Origin of the sequence: Pseudomonas sp. CCI3.1, assembly GCF_034313985.1 — a bacterium.
In the GTDB taxonomy this organism is placed as follows: domain Bacteria; phylum Pseudomonadota; class Gammaproteobacteria; order Pseudomonadales; family Pseudomonadaceae; genus Aquipseudomonas; species Aquipseudomonas psychrophila.
In genome coordinates, this window is the sequence record NZ_JAVIWO010000001.1 from 1,200,132 (window position 1) to 1,219,477 (window position 19,346).

General features: G+C 54.7%; 15 protein-coding genes and 1 pseudogene. 6 read left to right on the plus strand and 10 right to left on the minus strand.

The annotated features are described in order from the left end of the window. Positions 1-44 precede the first annotated feature (44 nt). From RGV06_RS05300 to RGV06_RS05320, 5 genes are all read left to right on the plus strand, one after another. Positions 45-947 (plus strand): LysR family transcriptional regulator, encoded by a 903-nt coding sequence (locus tag RGV06_RS05300; RefSeq protein WP_048351608.1) that lies wholly within the window; start codon positions 45-47, stop codon positions 945-947. A gap of 264 nt (positions 948-1,211) precedes the next feature. Next, a complete protein-coding gene (locus tag RGV06_RS05305; RefSeq protein WP_322149523.1) occupies positions 1,212-2,231 on the plus strand; it encodes an acyltransferase in 1,020 nt (339 codons plus the stop codon). Positions 2,232-2,518: 287 nt separating this feature from the next. Continuing rightward, on the plus strand, positions 2,519-4,669 hold the full coding sequence (locus RGV06_RS05310) for a TonB-dependent siderophore receptor (protein WP_322149524.1): 2,151 nt from the start codon (positions 2,519-2,521) through the stop codon (positions 4,667-4,669). Between the two features lie 248 nt (positions 4,670-4,917). Beyond that, positions 4,918-5,172 carry a helix-hairpin-helix domain-containing protein gene (locus RGV06_RS05315; RefSeq protein ID WP_322149525.1) on the plus strand — a complete coding sequence of 85 codons (255 nt, stop codon included), beginning with the start codon at positions 4,918-4,920 and terminating at the stop codon, positions 5,170-5,172. Between the two features lie 465 nt (positions 5,173-5,637). Beyond that, positions 5,638-5,853 (plus strand): hypothetical protein, encoded by a 216-nt coding sequence (locus tag RGV06_RS05320; RefSeq protein ID WP_019829273.1) that lies wholly within the window; start codon positions 5,638-5,640, stop codon positions 5,851-5,853. A 181-nt stretch (positions 5,854-6,034) separates the two neighbouring features. Here RGV06_RS05320 and RGV06_RS05325 read toward each other — a convergent pair whose 3' ends face one another. From RGV06_RS05325 to RGV06_RS05335, 3 genes are all read right to left on the minus strand, one after another. Then, positions 6,035-6,295 (minus strand): hypothetical protein, encoded by a 261-nt coding sequence (locus RGV06_RS05325; RefSeq protein ID WP_019829272.1) that lies wholly within the window; start codon positions 6,293-6,295, stop codon positions 6,035-6,037. Between the two features lie 754 nt (positions 6,296-7,049). Further along, positions 7,050-7,487 carry a hypothetical protein gene (locus RGV06_RS05330; protein WP_322149527.1) on the minus strand — a complete coding sequence of 146 codons (438 nt, stop codon included), beginning with the start codon at positions 7,485-7,487 and terminating at the stop codon, positions 7,050-7,052. A gap of 98 nt (positions 7,488-7,585) precedes the next feature. Beyond that, positions 7,586-7,972, minus strand: a complete 387-nt coding sequence (locus RGV06_RS05335; protein ID WP_322151956.1) for a hypothetical protein — start codon at positions 7,970-7,972, stop codon at positions 7,586-7,588. Between RGV06_RS05335 and RGV06_RS05340 the strand changes: the two are divergent. Beyond that, positions 7,953-8,695 (plus strand): annotated as a pseudogene (locus RGV06_RS05340) (tyrosine-type recombinase/integrase). The gene RGV06_RS05335 and the pseudogene RGV06_RS05340 overlap by 20 nt on opposite strands. A 301-nt stretch (positions 8,696-8,996) precedes the next feature. On the opposite strand, the gene RGV06_RS05345 reads toward RGV06_RS05340, so the two are convergent. From RGV06_RS05345 to RGV06_RS05375, 7 genes are all read right to left on the minus strand, one after another. Beyond that, positions 8,997-9,413 (minus strand): hypothetical protein, encoded by a 417-nt coding sequence (locus RGV06_RS05345; RefSeq protein WP_322149530.1) that lies wholly within the window; start codon positions 9,411-9,413, stop codon positions 8,997-8,999. A gap of 56 nt (positions 9,414-9,469) precedes the next feature. After that, positions 9,470-11,800, minus strand: a complete 2,331-nt coding sequence (locus tag RGV06_RS05350; RefSeq protein ID WP_322149532.1) for a hypothetical protein — start codon at positions 11,798-11,800, stop codon at positions 9,470-9,472. 24 nt (positions 11,801-11,824) lie between these two features. Continuing rightward, positions 11,825-13,438, minus strand: coding sequence for a phage terminase large subunit (terL, locus tag RGV06_RS05355; protein ID WP_322149533.1), 1,614 nt, complete (start codon positions 13,436-13,438; stop codon positions 11,825-11,827). Further along, complete coding sequence (locus tag RGV06_RS05360) at positions 13,428-13,652, minus strand: hypothetical protein (RefSeq protein ID WP_322149534.1); 225 nt, start codon at positions 13,650-13,652, stop codon at positions 13,428-13,430. Before RGV06_RS05360 ends, terL begins: the two co-directional genes overlap by 11 nt. 460 nt (positions 13,653-14,112) lie before the next feature. Continuing rightward, positions 14,113-14,532: a hypothetical protein gene (locus RGV06_RS05365; RefSeq protein WP_322149535.1), complete on the minus strand. Its 420-nt coding sequence runs from the start codon at positions 14,530-14,532 to the stop codon at positions 14,113-14,115. A 138-nt stretch (positions 14,533-14,670) separates the two neighbouring features. Next, positions 14,671-17,118 (minus strand): hypothetical protein, encoded by a 2,448-nt coding sequence (locus tag RGV06_RS05370; protein WP_322149536.1) that lies wholly within the window; start codon positions 17,116-17,118, stop codon positions 14,671-14,673. A gap of 395 nt (positions 17,119-17,513) precedes the next feature. Then, positions 17,514-19,103, minus strand: a complete 1,590-nt coding sequence (locus RGV06_RS05375; RefSeq protein ID WP_322149537.1) for a hypothetical protein — start codon at positions 19,101-19,103, stop codon at positions 17,514-17,516. Positions 19,104-19,346 lie beyond the last annotated feature (243 nt).

Genomic DNA, 19,346 nt, shown 5'->3' on the forward strand with positions numbered 1-19,346 from the left:
CCATGAGCCTCGCCATGACGTCGTTACGTAGCCTGGAGTGCTCAGTGGAAATCAAACACCTGCGATCATTTGTGACCCTGGCGGAGGAGCTGCACTTCGGCCGCGCTGCGCAACGGTTGTCCATCGTGCAGCCGGCCCTGAGCATGCAGATCAAGCTGCTGGAGGAGGAGCTCGGGGTACGCCTGTTTGAGCGCAACCGGCACTCGGTCACGCTGACTGAAGTGGGCACCCTCTTCCTGCCCGAGGCCCAGGCGACGCTGTATCAGTGCGCCCATGCAGCAGATGTGGCCAAAGCCTGCGGACGTGGAGAAATCGGTCGCGTACGTTTGGGGTTTGTCTCATCGGTGCTGCCTGAACTGCTGCCTTCACTGATCCGCTCGCTGCATGCACGATTCCCGCGTATCGAGCTGGAGCTCAAGGACATGCCTGGCCCGGACCAGGCAGTGGCACTCAAAAACGGCCAGCTCGATTTCGGCCTGATGCGCCTGCCAGCCGCTATCCCCGGCATCCAGACCCGCGAGGTGCTGCAGGAAACCTTTATTGTTGCCCTGCCCGGCGATCACCCGCTGGTTGCCTGCGACACCCTGCACCCGACCACCCTCGACCAACTGCCCGTCTTTATCCTGGCCAGACGTTACGCTCCCGGTTTTTACGATGAACTGATGCAATCAATCACACGTCAGGGCGTGCAGCTTCAAATTGCGGCGGAGCTGGGCGAGTTCACCACCATGCTCGCGCTGGTGTCGGCCGGGTTAGGCGTTGGCTTGCTGCCCGCCAATGCCGGACGCGCATTACCCGCCAACGTCATCTCCAGACCTCTTGAGCTGGGAACCTACCGCGCAACCACAGGGTTGGCATGGACGGATTTGAACAGCGCCGTCAAAAGCACCGTGTTCAACTTGATGAGCGAGTTGCTGCCGTTTGGGCCACAGGTGCTTAAAGAATGACGTGCGGGCTTTGACGTGGTGGATCCCTTACTGACCCCAGCACGTCCTTAACAGGATTGCCTTATGCACGACGGGTTTAATGCTCAATCGATGAACAAAGCACCCAATCAAAGCGAATGAGACTGGATACCGATAATACAATGACAAGGGATGTTCATCGCTTTTAGCTCAAATTAAAGATCCAGTTGGCAAAACATTCATTTAAACAACGACAATGCTGATCCGCTGGCTATAATCGAATCTTTCCTCGTATGGCCTTTTGCTATGCTCCACTCAATTCAATTATTAAGAGCCGTGGCTGCCTGGCTTGTGGTACTTCATCACTATATTCAGATTGTGCATGGCAACCAGCTAAACGGCCCCATATCTAAAGCACTCCATATGTATGGCGCCATAGGCGTGGATTTATTTTTTATTATCAGCGGCTTTGTTATTTACCTATCAGTCGTTGGGAGAAACGTTACACTTGGCGTTTTTGCAGTCCATCGTCTGGCACGAGTAGTACCCGCTTATTGGGTTTTTACTTTTATTAGCGCCGCTACCTTCATCATTGCACCAACGTTCTTGCCACTGACCGCCTTTGAACCGATGTTCTTTTTACAAAGCCTATTGTTTATACCGGCTCAAAACCCATCAGGCATTGGTCCGTATCCACTGATTACGGTGGGCTGGACGCTGAATTATGAAATGGCATTTTATGCTGTTTTTTTGCTGAGCTTTTATTTTCCCAAGAAAATGCAACTACTCATGGTTGCGCTCGGGCTTTTTCTGCTTTGCAAATTTGTATCCCGTCTTGGTGGCGATTGGTCCTTCTATGGCAACAAAATCATCTATGAGTTTTTATTCGGGATCATTACGGCCATCGCCTATAAGAAAAGATGGATGCACAAGCTACCGACACTGGGGGCTGTCGTCATGGTTCTTGTCGCAACTGGAATGATTATCTATTACGGACAAGTCGTTCACAGTCCGATAAAGTCAGGTCTTCCTTGCGCAATGATCTTTTTTGCGGCCGTTTCGCTGGAACGCTTTAGCCCTAAATCAGGATTGATGAGCCGATTAGGGGATTGGTCATATTCAACTTACTTGTGCCACATCTTGGTTATGTGCTGCATGATGAACGTCCAGGAACAATTGAATCTGAGTGATGCCGTGACATTTATCTTGATCATCATGGGTATTGTGGCCGTGTCCTATTCGAGTTTTCGGTGGATCGAAAAACCGATTTCAGATCTCGTGAAAAAGAACTTCAAGACGTCCTCAGTAGCGACAGTCGCCGTTTAGTTTAATTTCATAATCTCATGCATTGCTAACATGCAGAACGCGCCACTGCGCACGAAAATGATTGCTCTTTGTGCGGGCACATCGCCCTGCTCCACAGCTTCGTTTTGTACTCCACACCCAAAGTAAATGATAAACATTCCTGCTGCTGATACGATTCAGCACTGCTGACGCGCCTGAAACGCCCGTAATAGACGTTTCACCCGGAATACCTGGAACCTTGTCCCGCGTGTGTCCGGTGCTCGGCAGCGAATTCAGTTATCTGCCGTCAATGGTGTGGAGTGTTACGGATGTTGCAAAGGAAGCAGGGATTAAAACGGGCCGGCATTGTGCCGCTGGGTGTGTGCACCAGTCTGATGATCAGTTGCACGGTGCTGGCGAACGAAGCCGCCCCCATACAACTGCCGAGCATTCAGGTCGACGGTGTGCAGTCCAGCGGGGACGATACGGACTACCGTGCAGGCTACAGTTCGACAGCAGACAAGACCGAAACGCCCTACCTCCAGCAGTCACAAACTGTGGATACGGTGACGCCCCAACAGCTCAAGGATCAAGCGCCTCAAACCCTCGAAGACGTGATCAAGTTTATGCCAGGGGTCGTGGTCAGCAATAATTTTGGTGGCACCCAGGACAGTTTCATCAAGCGCGGTTTCGGCAACTCCGACGATGGCGGCGTGTTACGCGATGGTGTACGCATGCCCATCGGCCGTAACTTCCAGCGTGTCACCACTGAACGCGTTGAGATGCTCAAAGGCCCTGCCTCATTGCTTTACGGCATGCAGGAGCCGGGCGGTGTGATCAACGTGATCACCAAAAAGCCGCAGTACCAATGGAACAGCGCACTGGGCGGTACTCTGAGTGACCAGGGCGGTGGCGATGGCTGGTTCGATGTGACCGGGCCCCTGGGTGAGACAGGGTTTGCGTTTCGACTGATCGGGCAAAATCGGGACGAAAATTACTGGCGCAACTTTGGCCAGAACACCTCCAAGCTGGTCGCCCCCTCGTTGTCCTATGAGTCTGACGATCTGTCATTTCTGGCCGCCTATGAATACAACGATTACAGCAACACCCTTGACCGCGGAGCAGTGTTTTACAACGGTCATCACGTGGGCAGCCGCGACAAGCGTCTGGACGAAAAATGGACCCGCGCCCAAGGCCAGCGCCAGTCGTTCAACACCACCACCGAGTACCGTCTGGCCCCGGATTCACGGGTACGCCTTACGACCGGCTGGGTGTATGACCACTACAACGATTATCAGGCCGACCCCAGCGAATACCGCCCCGCCACCGGCGAGTTGACCCGACGCTTTCGACGCAATGTGGGCGCCAATCGCGAGAACGCTTACCTGTCTCTGGACTGGATCGGCAACAAGACCTGGTACGACATCGACCATGATCTGGTCACGGGTGTCGACTATGAAACCCGTCGCGAAGCCAACGGGGATTTCCTGCAAAGTCGTAACGTGGGCGGCTTTTACCCGGCCAATCCGCAGTATGGCTTGTTGCCTGCGACAGGCACGGTCAACCCGTCGAACACCAACGGCAAAAGCCACATCAAGGGCCAGTCGCTGTACGTCAAAGACACTATTCACTTGGGCGAAAAATGGATCCTGGCGCCAGGCCTGCGCTATCAGCACTACTCGATAGACGCTGGAGCGGGTCTGGACTTCAAGCAAACCACTGATGAGGGCGAGTCCAAGCTCCTGCCGTTTCTGGGGCTGGTGTATCAGATGCGCGATGACCTCTCTGTCTATGCCAATTACAGCCAGTCGTTCGCACCCAATGAGATGGAATCCGGCACCACCTTCGAAGGCACTTACAAGTCGGAGACCGGCCGCCAGTACGAGGTGGGCCTCAAGTATGACAACGGCGACTGGACCAGCCAGCTGGCGCTTTACGACATCCTGAAAAAGAACGTGCAGCAGAACACCGGCGAGCTGGACGAGTTCGGCAACATGGTGCAGCGCTTGGCGGGTGAAGTGCAGTCTCGTGGACTGGAATGGAGCATGACCGGACGCCTGAACGCGCAATGGAGCGTGATTGGCAACTATGCCTACACCGACGCCCGGATCAAAAAAGACACCGAACAAACCGAAGGCAATCGGTTGTTCAACGTGGCACGTCATGTGGGCGGTGCTTACCTCACCTACGAAGTCCCGGCCGATATTTTCGCGGGTCGATTGCGCCTGGGTTCCGGTGCTCGCTATGTGGGTAAACGCGCAGGCGATATCAGCAACTCTTTCGAGCTGCCGGACTACACCACGCTGGACGCTTTCGCATCCTGGAATTCTAGCCATCTGCTGGGCAAGGAGACTTCGCTGCAACTCAATGCCAGCAACCTGACCGATCGCAGCTACTTTGTGGCTTCAGGTGGCAACACCCGGCGAGTGAGCTGGGGAGAAGGACGTACGTTGCGCCTGTCTGCGCAAGTCAGCTTCTGATGAGACGTGCGGGCGCCAGGATGACTGGGCATGACGCCCATACATTGACGGTTCAGCAACGTGTGAGGATCACGTCAGCTGCGCTGATCCGGCGCCAGTGCAATGAATACTTGATGCAGCGTTGCCTGGGTTTCACAATCTTGAATTGCGCCTTGCAGTCACTCAGGCGCTGAGCTATTACGCTGTTTCAAAACCCTTCACGGAATTGGGTTGAACCCGAAAATAACTGACCAAAAAGGACTTTACGGATGTCATTTTCACTGGAAGAAAGAATCGCTCTGTTAGGGCTAAAGGGTATAGGGCCAACCGTCATCACTCGGCTTGAGCAAATGGGCATCGAGTCCCTGGCTGACCTGAGTAAGGCGAGTGTCAGTGACATCCTCACCCAAGCATCCGCGGCAACCGGATCGACTTGCTGGAAAAACAGCCCTCAAGCCCGAGCGTCCATCACTGCAGCTTTTGAATTTGCCAGAGCCTCAACAGAGACTGTTTCAGTCCAGTAGGCACCTTCCATACGTCCTTGGCGAACAGCTTGATTGTCATGAATCGTCCAAGGTCGCACAGCCCCCTGAGCACTGAACTTATTGGACAGGCGCTCGGTCACACTTCAACCAATACCCTGTGTGAATATCTGCATGCTTAACCTTACAGATAGCAATAGAACGTTTTTAAAGAAGATTTATTCGCTCTCCACCGACCTGAATGACAGAGAGGTTTTGGTGGGGCTCACCCATGAAGAGTCCAGACGATACCTTGCTCTAAGCGAGCCGATGAGAAACGCGACACCTGAAGAAAAGAACGAGCACTCCGAGCTTAAGGACAGGCACAGCCTGACTCGCGTGCAAGTTTTGGAGGCGGAGCTTTACCTGCGGACCGAGAACCCTTCTGTGCACTGAGAATGTTCATTCGGTGCAGTCGGAAAAATCCGGCAGAATGATCCACCGTGATACACATTCTCAGGAGAGCTCATGAGACGAATCCAGCCCAATCAGGAGCTTAGTCGCAAGCTCGAAATAATAGGTAGCAAGCTTGAGCTGGCCGCAAATGATGCGCTTGGCCAAGCGAAGGAATATCAGGGCGCAGAACTCATAGAAGTTCTCAAGCTGATCACAAAGCTTTACGAAGACGTTGCCCGGCTTAAGGTGATTTCAGAAGAGCTCAAGCAGAGAGATTGCGAAGACTAAAGCTGAGTGCGTGGCGCGACTTCGATTTACTGGCGTTCATCTGATGTATGCGTCGTTTTGGCGATTGCCCAGCCCGTGCTGCGAACTTGATACGCCACTCAACCTGTCGAGAAGCCAATCTTCAACCGAAAAGCGCGGACGGCTAGCGACCTTGGTAGCATGACCGTCCGCCTCCCCTCGACTACTGACCTTTTTGTGAGTTGACAACATCCTGCAGGGCTTTATTCGTGAGGCTGATGCACTTCTGCGTGTCACCTTCAGCCTGCGCTTTTTCAGCCTCAACTCTCGCGTCGTGGATTTGCCCAAGCAGCGGCTGGCCAAGAGTGCTGGCAGTGGCCTTGTAGTCAGACAGTTTCTGCAGATTGATGGTGCATAAATCATCGGCAGCAAAAATAGGCGTTGCTACCAGGCCCGCTAGAACAAACAAAACTGATCGTTTCATAACGCTCTCTCTTATTGAGGCAGTGGGCTTTCACTATAGCTATAAACAAGCAATCTGCCGCCTGCACTGGGCATCTCCCCTACCGTGCCTGCTGGCACCTGTAAATCCGGCATTGCTTGAGATGCCCTGCACATCACACACGAAGTCCTCATCGAGGTGTTTGTGGCACCGAAGGACAGGGGCCGCATGCAAATAATTATGCTGAAAACAGTGCAGATTCACGTAATCAAGCTTCACTTGAATATAAAGGTTTGCAGTGAACAACCAGCGCCAACGACAGCCTGTCGGTAACTGCCCGATCCCTCACGGGAGGTCGCATCGGAGTGTGATCTGAATGCCGCCCGCCAGCGCGAGAGCAACGTCGGACAAGCATCAGGTAGATCCCACTCCCATGCAGAATACTTGGGCACCGCGCAAAGCGTGCCATCTGAATCAAATCCGTTTAATAACACTCTTCCCTTCAGCCTACCGGACGTTGGTTGTTGCTTAGCTATCCGAAGTGGAATGTCACCCCTCCACCGATGGCAGCGCTTGCCCGGGCAAACGATCCGTGGCGCGCGATTGAGCATCAGGCGGTTGCAGCATGACCGCCCTTAGCCGAATCGTAATATTTCGACGCCCCCCCATGCGGCCGCTGGATCTGCACACCATCTGTTATAAACGCGGCAAATCACCCGCGCACGGGAGAAGTGATGACTCACCCTCCCAAAGATGAAGGCCCCAAAGGCAGGGTTTTGTGAATTGCGGTTATAGCTCAACCACCCGCTACAGCGCAGCCCACATTCCTTTCGCGACCATGCGTCCAGACGGATGCGAAGTCGAAGGTCTCTCCCGACATTGTATCGACACAGGGCGTTTGGATGATGAGCAAGGTAAAGTCGCTATCACCGTCGACACCGACGTATTTAACGTTATCTGCCGAAATAACCTTGTCAACTTTGAGCTGACTACCCTGTAAGTTTTCAGGCGTTATCCAGGTCAATGTGGCTCCGTTGGATTTGATCGTCCAGAACGGTTCATTACCTCTTGCAACGAACTCTCTAACAAGTCCGCTTGACTCAATTTTCTGAGATGAACTTGCCTTGGATGCTTGGAATTCAGCTACATCACCAACAGGCTGAGACTGTTTACATGCCGTTAACACCGACAATAAAAAAGCACCCCCGAGGAACAAAAACATTCTCTGAATCATGGTTTTACATTCCTTATAGGAGTTGTGATCCAACCTAACAAAATACATGCGTATTACCAGCTATACCAGTTCGCCCGCCCTCAATTCAAAGCCAGCCGCTACAGCGACAAGGACGAAGTCATGCCTGAAGAAACAGTATTGATCCAGCCGGTTTGCGTCGAACGTGACAACGACGGACGGTGGGTTAACTCAACATGCCAGATATCGATGGTCTTCACCCGTATGACGACGGCGAGTGTCACTGCCTCGACTGGAACCCGTTCGCATCTGCTCATGAGCAGTTCCTGATCGGGATTTTCGATACCGTAGACCCTGGCCCTGTTTAACGAAAAAGTCCGCCCTACTTCAGTGAGTTTCTTATTGGCGAGCGCGGCCTTGGCTTTGACCGGCTGGAGCTTGATGAGTGGGCCTATTCTTACGTCGAAACCTGGGCAATTGATATAAAAGGCGCATCGGAGTAACAACATGGCGCGCAAAACAATCACAGGCCTTCCCCAATGGAACGGGCTCGGCATATCGACAAGAAAATCAACGGCGAACGAATTTGCGAAAGTACTGGAGCTAGTCAACAGTAAGCAGCAGAGCGGTACCTGATCCACAGGCTGAAGCAAATCCGGCAGCAAAAGGTGTATGGCGTCAAGCAGGTGAGAACGTGGCGGGACGCAGCCATGCGTTTCCTTCTGGAGATTCGCGACCAGCCATCGATCAAGTTGTCAGCTCACCACCTTTCGCAGCTCGATCCGTATATCGGTGGCATGCCTTTGATCAATTTCGGCGGGCGATGTGATGAGCGCCCGGTGGTGCTCAACACCGTGGCCAAGTCGATCATTGAGAAGCAGCGTGGTATCAGCAAGGAATGGGTATTTCCTTACAACGGGACCGCGATGCACCGAATGAACGATTCAGCCTGGAGAAAGCGCGAGTGAGAGCGGCGAAACTCTGGCAGGAGAAAAACCTTCGCCGTGCTCACCCTGGCTACCAGTCGATCAGGATTCACGACTTGAAGCACACGTTTGGCCGACGGCTACGAGCAGCAGGTGTAACCGAGGAAGACCGCAAGGCATTGCTCGGACACAAGAACGGCAGCATCACCAGTCACTACTCCGGCGCTGAACTGGGGCATCTTCTCAGCAGCTGACTCGCGTGGGCCGGTGCTGACGATTTTGAAGAGAAGGCAGGCGTCAACTGTGAAGAAGTCACGCACATGAAAAAGCCCAACTCGTGAAAGTTGGGCTAAGTCATTGAATAATATGGTCGGGACGGAGTGATTCGAACACTCGACCCCTAGCACCCCATGCGGGCTAAGACCCTACAACCCCTTATATATCAAGTGTTTACGTGGGCACCCACTGCAATCGATGCCCAACGCTGCACAGCTAAGTTTTACGATTCCCCGCAAAATCCCCTGTGGTGCTTCTGTACCTTCCTACGGCGTCCTGCCGAACGAACACAACCATTAACGTATGAAAAATCACTCCCCTCAATGGAGCACACAACTCGCTCCGACTATCAATCGATAAGTAGAGCTCTGGCCTCATCAACAGATAAGCCCAGGTCGTACTTATCTACCAGCATAATTACGGCAAACTCATTGCTGGCATAGCCTCCAGTTTCAATCTGCTTGCGGTAGGCCTGCACCTCACACCAGCGCCGGTACGGCCGGGTAAACTTGTACAGCAGCTGATGAAGGAGCGGTGCCAGGCCAAACAGAGGCCAGAGGGACGGCGAGACCAGCAGTGTCAGTAGCGTGCCGATCAGCAGCCCCAGGGCAAGCCAGGCATACCACTGACGCACATGCACTTTTTCATGCTCAAGCAGGCCGATGTCATCTTTGTACTTCGGCAGTATTTTGATGAGCGGGCCTTGAGCGGTGCCACCAAATCCGTTGGGCAGTTCTTTTGCGTACTTAATCAGGTAGAACTTCACTCTTTCCTCCATACGGAAAAAAGCCCGCACAGTGGCGGGCATGCTTGGCTATAGGATCAGGCCTGAGCTCCGACTACTGTGCCGTCCGTTTCGCTGGTCGGATCTCCGTTCTTGATACGCGACCTCCCGGACGATTCAATCCAGCGGGTGTACCCACCACGTAACAGCTCAACATTTCGCCAAAGTCCAACAGGATTCTCAGCCCGCTCGTTAACCGAGTAATTAACCCCATTTCCGGTGTAGTGCAGGACGTCTACGTCCCCCTCAGAGGTATTCCCGGATGAGCGGATACCGTTCAGACCGTTCGTGCTTACTGCCGGGCCTTTATCATCATGCCGGTGGCAATTGAACGCGGTGGACTTGCTGCCTGAACCTGACAAGTAAATTGCCCCGCGAGCAAAGATATCTGCCGGAACACCGATAGACAGAGGGTTTTCCATTTCCAGTCCTTCCACGTCAATACGCACTGTCGAGCGTACTGGGTGTCTCCCTGTGTCCGCGAAGCGCATGCCCTTGATAGACGAGCGTCCGCCCAGGCAGACGATGCTGTCGATTGCAGCTTTAGTGGAATAACCGCCGCTTACTTGAACAGGGTAGTTCGCTTGAATATCAGCATTCAGAGAGTACGCAAACCCGCAATCAACAAGGGCGAATCCGTCTGTAGGTGCTGTTACACGTACGTGCTGCTGCGTCGGATCCATACCCGCGCCAGCTATATCGCCCTTAAAGTTAACGCCAATAGCCTTGATGCGAGAGTTCTTTTTCACTGTGCCGGTGTACAGGCCATAGAACGGGACGAAGTTTAAGAACCCCCCGATGATGAGCACGTCGGATACGCCGTCTACCTTAATGCCGCCATAGCGTGTCTTAAAGGCGCCGCAGTTCTGAACTACCGTTGACTGCCCTGTGTGGTAACCGTCGCCAGTACCCTCAAAAATAGCTAAGTGCCCGCTACCGTTGTCAGCAACACAGTTGAGCATAAATCCATCATTGGTAATGCCCACGGTGCGTACACCACAGTCGGCAAAAAACCAGCAGTCCCGGACGTCCCAGCCTGAAATACCGTCCAAAAATATTGCGTTAACGCCACCGACAGTCTCGGCAAGGCAAATGCCTGTAATCTTTGGTATCAGACCCCCAGGGTCTTTGGTAAGAATTCCGTCAACTAAAGCCCACCCGACATAGATTAGCTGGCCTATGCCGACCTGATTCGAGAAAATACGAGTTGCTGTATACCCGCCACCTTCCAGCCAGTCACCTTTGCGCTGGTAGATCGGCGCAGTAATCCTGTAGTTGCCCCCAGGTCGCAGGATTATTTTTCGGCCTCCAGGTTTCAGGAAGGTGTAGCCATAATCGTTGTCATACGGAACCTCTGACCGGAACGCCAAGCGAAGCTCCGCAGTGTCATCGGCCACCCCGTCACCGACAGCGCCGTACCACTCGACATTGACAGAGGTAATGTCAGCAATTCGCAAAAGGCGACCTCCGGGAACTTCGAAGATAGCGCCTCCCTCAGCCGGGATAGTAGAGCCTTCCAAAAACTTAAAGTCTCCGCCCCCCAGTGGGCCAAGGTACGCAGTGGTTAGACTCCATTTGTGATAGGACTCGACCCTGTAGATCACGTCACTTTTGTGTGTTGCGGTCAGCAGATCGGCGATTGTTGCTATTGCGACAACACCGCGCCCCAGCATGGCCGAGCCCTTGTTCGGGTCGATGGAGTTGGCCAAGTCAATCGCCAGCTCCGTCCCTGATCCACTGGCTGGCAACAAACCTATAGGCTGACCAGCAGCATCAAATCCCATAACCTTGTTGGCGCGGGATGAGGCTGACGGCAGCTGAGAGAGTGTCTCCCCGTTTGCCGTTCTTACCGTGCGAAGCATTTGTGTATCGGTGTACTGAGTCGTATCGAGCGTCAGCTCATCTGCATATTTTTTTGTTACTGCATCCTGAGGGTTAACGGGGTCATGCAGGTCGCGAATCCCATTCCCCTTCGCCCGATACCAGCCTCTCCCATCAACGTCAAAATAACCGAGGCGCAGCGAGCGGCCTGCCCAGCGCAAGAGCTGCTTAAGCGCCTGCCAAATCCTATCGAAGTCTCGATTAACCGTGGATGAAAGGAAGTCGCCATTTTCCTGATAGTCATTCAGGCGCTCAAACGGAACGTCTAGCTGCAGATAGATATCAGCTTGATCAGCTGGAGCTACAGCGAATGTAAGGGTGCTGGTGGGGTAACCCACGCTGGTAACGGTAAACCCCGAAATGACCTCTATCCCGTCAATGAAAACATCTAGATCGGTCGCAGCCAGCAACAAGAAGGGGATGGTGAATGTCTTTGTCACACCGTTGCCGATGTAACGTTTGTCGGTTGGTCCTTCTGGAACTGCCATGGTCTGCCCCTGTGTATTGCCGGGCTAGTAGTCCACTTGAACTTCATGTACGCCCGCATCTGGACGCCAATCGTCGCGCCGCGCCTCTGTCGGTTTCCCGACTATTCGCCCAATGCGTACGGGGGTTTGACTGATTGCACCGGCGCCGGAGTCGATGTAGTCATCATCCTGGTTAGCCAATGCAGGATTGAAGTCGCGCATCTGATCCCACACGGGGCCCCGCAACACGTCGACGTGTGCCCACAGGAAGCGGGCCGACAATGGCGACTCGAATGCATCAAGGATTCGCTTCTGTTTGTTGGTGCTGGAATGCTCCTCCCCTACCCCGCACCCGGTGCCCTTGAGCGCCTGTTTCAGAATCGTTGGAACGAATCCACCCGGCCCGTTGGTTTCAACGATGACGCGGGGGATCTGGTACTTGATGACCAGTTCTCGCACCTGGTGCACCTGCCCGCCGATAATTCGGTCACGGCTATCAAACTCGGCGATTTCACCGGTTAGGCCTTCGGCGACGTGCCAGTAGAGCTGGCCGCGCGCGTCAGTCAGCAGCAACGTGAAGGCTGAGGCATCTGACTTGATCTTGCCCAGCGAGCAGTCCCAATACGCCACGGCACCGACGATCTGGGTCGAGCCCAAGAACATGGCCACGGCGTTGTTGGCGTGCCGCATGGTGGGCTGTACGTCGTAAGGAATGATACGAGCCGGGTCCAATCGAACCTCCGTAATGGGTTTCGAGTGGAGCTGGTACTGCGAATCCCATTCGTTGATGGTGCGGGTTTTCTTACGGCGGTCGGCCAGTTCTGCAGCGTTGAAGCGCTCAGGCCATGCGCTACCGGCGTAGCAATCGACCAACGTACCGGGCGGTGTTAAGAAGGCAATGCCGGTTTTCGTCAGTAGATAATCAACGCCCAGCACCAACAACCGGGCATGTTTGCCAATACCGGAAAACACCACGTCCGGGACAAACGGCACGTCGTAAGCGTTGAGCTTGGCATCATCAATGCGGTACTCCTGGCCAAACATCCGAATGGTTAGGCAGTCAGCCCCCAAGCCCTCTACCTCGTCATACAGGCTGTCATGGGTGTGCGGGGTGCCGATGAACAGCTGGCGTGCACCTGGCACCATGATGTGGATCTGTTCACCCAGCCGGTACCGCATCTTTTCTCGCGCTTCGGGCGTGCCGATGTTGCGGGGCACCTCAACATCATCGTTCTGACATTCATCCGCCCGGGCAGAGGTGACGTTGGACAGGATGCCTTTGGCGAACATGCTGCCGTTTCGGCTATCCACTGCACCCAGAACCCACCACTGTTCAACTGTGCCCTGGTTATGGGGCAGCAGGTGGCGAGTCAGTGGATGATTGCGAATGACGTTCTGAGTATCCCGGCTGGTCTTGTAAGCCGTCGGGTCAGACTCCGACTGGTGCAGGATTCGATAGGTCGGGTCGCAGTAGTACCGCCAGGCGTTGTAAACGGCCAGCAGTGTGGACTTACCAAACCCACGGAAACAGCGAAGCACCGCAAGGTTGCCGCGGTGCTCCAGCCAGTAGCATGCCCGGACGTGAATGTCCGGTACCGCCCAACGCATGCGCTTCGCCCACATTAGGAAGAAGACCAGCAGCGACACCTTAGTGGACATTGGCGCCCTTGCTCGCTCGCTCCAGCAGCGCCATAGCCTGGCGTTCGGCCTGGGCTACCTCTTCATCCAGTTCATCTTCGCCCTTGCCGGTGCCTGCAGTTGTCGCGGTGTGCGTGACTACCAGGTTGTTGACCTTAGTCAGTAGGGCAATGGACGCAGCCGCCAGCTTACGACACCAGTAAGCATCCCCCCGCTCTTTCTGAGTCATGTCCACCGCGACTTTTCCTGAGCCAATCCAATTTGACGGATCAGCATCTAGAAGCGCGGTATCTAAAAGGCGGTCCCGCAGTATCTCAAGCCTTTCTCGTTGATCGGGCCTCATACTCGCGCTGCCGGTCCAGACCGCTCACCCAATGCGCATTGCTCTTCTCGACACCATAAGTAATCGAGCTGAGTACAGTCATTTTTCTTGGGGCGATATTGGGACATGTGCCGGTGAGGGTGCCATGGTGAACTAGCTTGTGTAAGCGCATTTGCCGTGATCTTGTACATATCGTGCACCTGCTCCCTAGAAAGGAGTACAGGCACGAACGATGGGAGCACGATTGGCGTTCGTTTTCGGGAGCGACCCTAGCCTGTCATCACCACTCCATAAAAGTGGTGATAACAGAAGAATCGAACGCGCAGGGTGTCGGTTTCCCGACTCTTTGAGTTAATAGACTTGATAGTAATTACTAAAGCGTTGGGGCTAAGGCATTTCCAGCACAGTTGTTCACAATCAACTTGTCGTAAACCCCTACTAGTTCGGCATTTTTATTGTAATAAGCCGTCATGGCGTCTGCGTTTTCCGCAGATTGAGCATCATATGGTGATGGACACTCACTGACTGCCGATAAGAAACTGGATCTGGAAGACTTGTACCTCTTCGCAGCCAAATATGCTCCCATTCTCGTATCCTGCGCTGCAGTGCAAATCTCCGTATTGGTCGCATCAGTTTTTATCATATCTTGCATTTGGTTTAGCTTCTCTATAGAGCGAGCCGCATAAGCGTTACCTTTTTTCAGGGCTGCGTGTGCCTCAGTTAGAGTTGATTCGCAATCAGCGATTGCAAAATTGGCGAAAAATAAACAGATGACAGCGGCGACTCTATTCATAGACCACCTCATGTTTTCGCAATTAGTAGCGATCACGAAATGTCAGTCTAGCCACCTCCTTGTAAAAGCACGCGAGAGCTAGAAAATATTTCCTACACCCTTTGAGTATTGGCAAAGGTGCCGATCACCTGATCCACCTCATCGGCTGGCTCCCACAGCTGCACCAAGGTTTGGTGCGCGATCGGGAGTTGCTTCGCCCGGCTCCCACCAGAACGATTGCCCGAAGTCTTTTTGTGCACGGCGCGTCATCCGGCGCAGGTACCCCGGGGACAGCAGCTCTTGCATGTCATGGAAAACGGCATGCTCAAACGCCGCTTTGGTGTACCAACTGCGAATAAATGGAGTGTTCTGGTAACCGATACGAAGAAGGTTCGCTCCCACGTCCGCAGGTTCTGTGCCCTTCTTGAAGACGCTGCCGGCCGTCAGGCCAACATCAGCGGCTGTGCCGTACACAGGGCCAAGCAAGCCCGTAAGGTTTGACTGACCGCCACGGTTGTCGCCACCGAGGCCGGTATTCAAAATGTCGCCGAAGATGCCGACACCACCGCCACGCAAGGCAGCCTGCACCCAGAACTTAGGGTCATTGATGTTTCGCGGGTCACGCCCGTTCATGATGTCCATCAATTGGTTGGTCATCGCGCCAGCCATCAGCAAGCCAGTGAACACCGACGCGGAGTAGGCGAGTTTGCCTGCGGTCGTTTCGATCTGTGAGGCGCGCTTCCAGTGGCGTTCAAACATTGCTACGCCAAAGGATTTGAATAGGGTCAGGTGGCGCAAAGACTCGCCGCCGATGCTGCCTGATTGCGTACCTTGGCGCAGGGTTGCCCGGGTCATCAGGCCCGGAAGGATTGATGTGAATTCAGCCTCGTTCTGGATGTATCCCAACAACTTACCGACGGCATCATTCTTCTGCTTCGCACTGAATCCTTGCAGGCTGGCAATGGATTCAGGAGTGAGCATGTTCTGCCCACGCCAGTTCTCGGGCGCTGCTGCCTGCCAGACCGCCCAATCTTCCTGGTTGATGCCATAGCGCTCGAGCCGGGCCTGTAGTTTCGGGTCGGAACCCCAAGCGCTGCGGGTGTCGCTGGCCATGCGCGACATGATCTCAACCGAGAATCCGCGACGCATCGCAGTGGTCCACCCCTCCAGCAAGGTGACCTTCATAGTTGCGTTGGCAAGCTTCGAGGTCCAACCAGCGGACAGGTTGTCAGTGTGGAAGGTGACCATGTCCGAAGTGATGCTATCCATGCCTATGGCCATGCGCGCAGCTTCGGCGCGGTACTCTGGAGAAACACTCTTAAGGGCGCTGACCAGCGTCTTACCAATGGGCAGCCCGTGGTAAGCGCTTGTGATAGCCAGGGACTGCATGTCGCCGACCATAGATGTGATCAAAGTCGCCTGCAGTTTGGCCGCCACCATGAAGTTACGGATACCCTGGTTGAACTCAGCAAAGCGAGCGTTGACCGGGACGCCCAGGCTGCCATTCAGCACGTTCCATACCATGTCCGGCGTTGCACCAAACTCGGTACCGGAAAAGAAGCCGTCACCCTTCCCGTCTTTCATCTTGGCCGTGTCATGCAGCAGGCGATAAGTCTGAGCAGAGTTCGGCCCGAGCTGCTCGATCATGACCGTGTCCTTGATTTGGGCATGCACGGAGCCCTGCATCGCTTCAAATACTGAAGTTGGCCCGAAGTCCCGCATGTACTCGAGGTATGAGTCACCGTCTTTAAAGTGGATTTGCCGGTGGGCATCGTCGTGTTTGGCCGCGCGGCTTGCGCCACCTGCAGCGCCCGGCGTCATTTTGTTGAGGCCGTCTGTCTTCAAGGTTTCGTGGGCAGCCAGCAAGAAGTCAGTAACGGCCGCATCATTCATCTGCGTGCCGTCCTCGTTCAAATAGCGCTTGCGATCCAGCCGGTTCAACACAAAAGCAGCCCAGGCATCCGGCGTCGCTGCGCGCACCTTCACCAGGCTATGGGGCTGCGGTAGCCAGCCGTAGTCGAGTCGCCCAATATTCGCACCAGCGGCGTTCTGCCGTTCACGGATGGCATCCATCTGTTCACGCCATACCTTGGCGCCCTTCGCGGCCAACTGGTTGCCTGTGTCGCGCCCGAACACCTCGTGCACAAAGTCACGCTCAGCGGCCTTGTTGGTGATCATGCCCAAGAACTTGGGAGCGGCAGCATCGATGGTTTCCATGATCGAACCAAACGCCCGGTTGCGCTCCCCCTTGATACGGCTGTCCACCTGGCGCAGGCGCTCGAACAAAGCAGAGGTAAAAGGCTGCTTACCTCCAATTACCGCAGCTCGGGTCTCTTGGTTGGCCAGCTCGCGGGTTTGCGCCAGCAGGTTCTGCCCCTTGCGCTGCGCTGCCTTATCGACGCTGGCCAAGTGATCGACCATAGCGGCCTGAGCGGCGGTCAACTGGCGCTGCTGCTCGGTCATGGAGTTGAATTTGGCAGGATCGGTGCGGGCCAGGTCACGGATGTGAAAGCTGATCTTGTCCTCGATCGCTTGGGCCTCGGCCTTTTTGAGCGGACGGCCAATGGCCTGTTCAACTTCTTTGATGCAATCAGCGCGCATCGCCATGGGCTTGCCTCCAGTGGGAATGGAAGCAAGCCTATGAGGGAGAGGTAGACGGTTTCCCGACTATTTGGGTTGCCATAACAAAGGGCGTTTCAATCAGAATTTCTTAGGCATGAACCAAGATATAACAAAGCAGATGATCGTCAGCCCCCCACTTATTTGCCAGAACTGCAGTTCGCCCCAAGGACCTCTCACTGTGAGCTCGATTGATAGAGCGAGCGAAGCTATGAAAACCACAATAGATACGCCCCACACGAGATAAAATATAACGGAAGGGATTTGGCTTGTTTTGTAGGACGCAGACTCGCGAGCAAGACTTGCTACTTGTTTTATGAAAAAGCATGCAATTAACAAGAGAAAAACGACTACAGCCCCGTATACAAGAGACTTATCCATGATCACCTCAACAAGCAACTAATTGCCGCAAGATAAGACTGCGACTCCCTGACCCCGGCTCTGTGCTCAGCCTCAATATCCGCAAGAACATCAGCAGCTTTTGCCTGTAGTGGCATACCGTCAGCATCGAAACCGGAATTTACCACGGTGTCCGGGTTTCGGTTCACCGAGTCGCGCAACAGCTGCAGCTCGACGGGCTCAGCCCTGGTAGCTGGTTTCCCTTCGCCATCTGGTTTACCACCTCCGCTTACCACCTCAGGGCCCGATTTATCAGGAGTGGTAACTTTCGTGGCTGCTGGTTTACCACCTGGTGGTAAGTCGGGTTTCGGCGCCGAAGCCTCTACCGGCTCACGCGGCAAGGTGGCCTCGTACTCACGCACCAGCACGTCCAGCTCATCCCTGGCAGCGCGCTCGTTGATCTGGCGCGGGGTCATTGTTCGTTTGGCCGCAGCAACACCATCCGCCAATGGCTTGCGCTGGAAGCCTTGGATGATTTCATCTGATCGAGCATTGAAGCGCTCATCAAAGCGCGCAGGCAGCTCGCCGCGATCAAGGGCGTTCAAGTCTGCCCGGGCCTGCTCGGCGGAGCGGTTGCCGGCCAATCTGTCATTCAGTTCAGATTGACGGCCAACCAACTGCGATCGTTCTTCGGCAATGGCCTTGCGCGCAGACTGCTCGGCCTTTTTGCGGCCAAGGCCCTGCCCCTGAAATTCTTTCGCTTTGGCGCGGAAGGTGCTGTCCAGGTCATCAAGGGTTTTACTGACGGTGGCCAGCTCCGCGCGAATATCACGAACGTTTGCCAGGCTACCGGCTGCAGCCTGCTCAGCCTCGGCACGCACTACCGGCAACAATTCCTCCCTGGCGCTGGCCAACGCTTGATCACGACTTGGCGCAATCACTGGAGACTCATCACCGGCCCGCAAGAAGCTGGCCGACTGGATGTTGTCCGGCAATACCACAGCCTCACCGCGGTTGATCGAATTGATGGCCGCGCGCAAAGCATCTTGGTGGGCAACGGCTGATCGAGGATCTATCGGCAATCCCGGCGCAGTGTCGATATCGGCGTGCTGGGAGTTGCGCTCAGCAAGCACAGCATCTATTTGTTCTGTGGTGGGTCTGCGCATCGCGACCCGACCAATACCAAAAAAACCAAGCCCCATGAATAGATCTGTTAGAACAGCTGTTCTATCGAAGACTTTGTATTGTGCGGCTTGAGCATGATATCCATTAGTTTCTAGCAGTGCCGCGGCTGAACCTCGGTGAGCCATTCCAAGACCAACAACGGCGCTCACAGAAAGGCCCGCATCCCCTATAAGCGTTTTCGCAAAACCAGCAGCCGGAAGTGCGGCTCCTACCCCAGTGACCACACCTTCCGTGACACCCAGCCAAGTAGCCGTTGACTCGTCAATTCCCTCCTCCATAGCTGTTCGCTTGCGCGAGTAGCCAGCAGGGCCGCCCGCAGCGACAGCAGCGCCAGCTGGCCCCGCAACAACAGCACCTACCAATGTACGCGGGAGGATCGCGGCAGCTTCACCGATGATCTGACCGGCAATGCCGACCTCAGTAGGGTCAGGTCGGTATGCCTTGGCCATCTCACCAACGCCTTGGCCCAGCGCTTCCTGGCTGGACTCTTCGGCGCTGGTGACGTTAGGTGTCCCGCCGAACTTAGGCTCCGGCAGCAACAGGCTGGCGGCAGCATTAAGCCCGCCCTGCCAGACCGTGCTAAGTCCCGACTCAACACTAGTTACCCCTTCAAGTACCCCGCGATAAGTATTTGGCCCCAAAGGATCTAGGGCACCAGTGAAGAACCCCGGTTTGAGTTTTTCGTTTGTGCG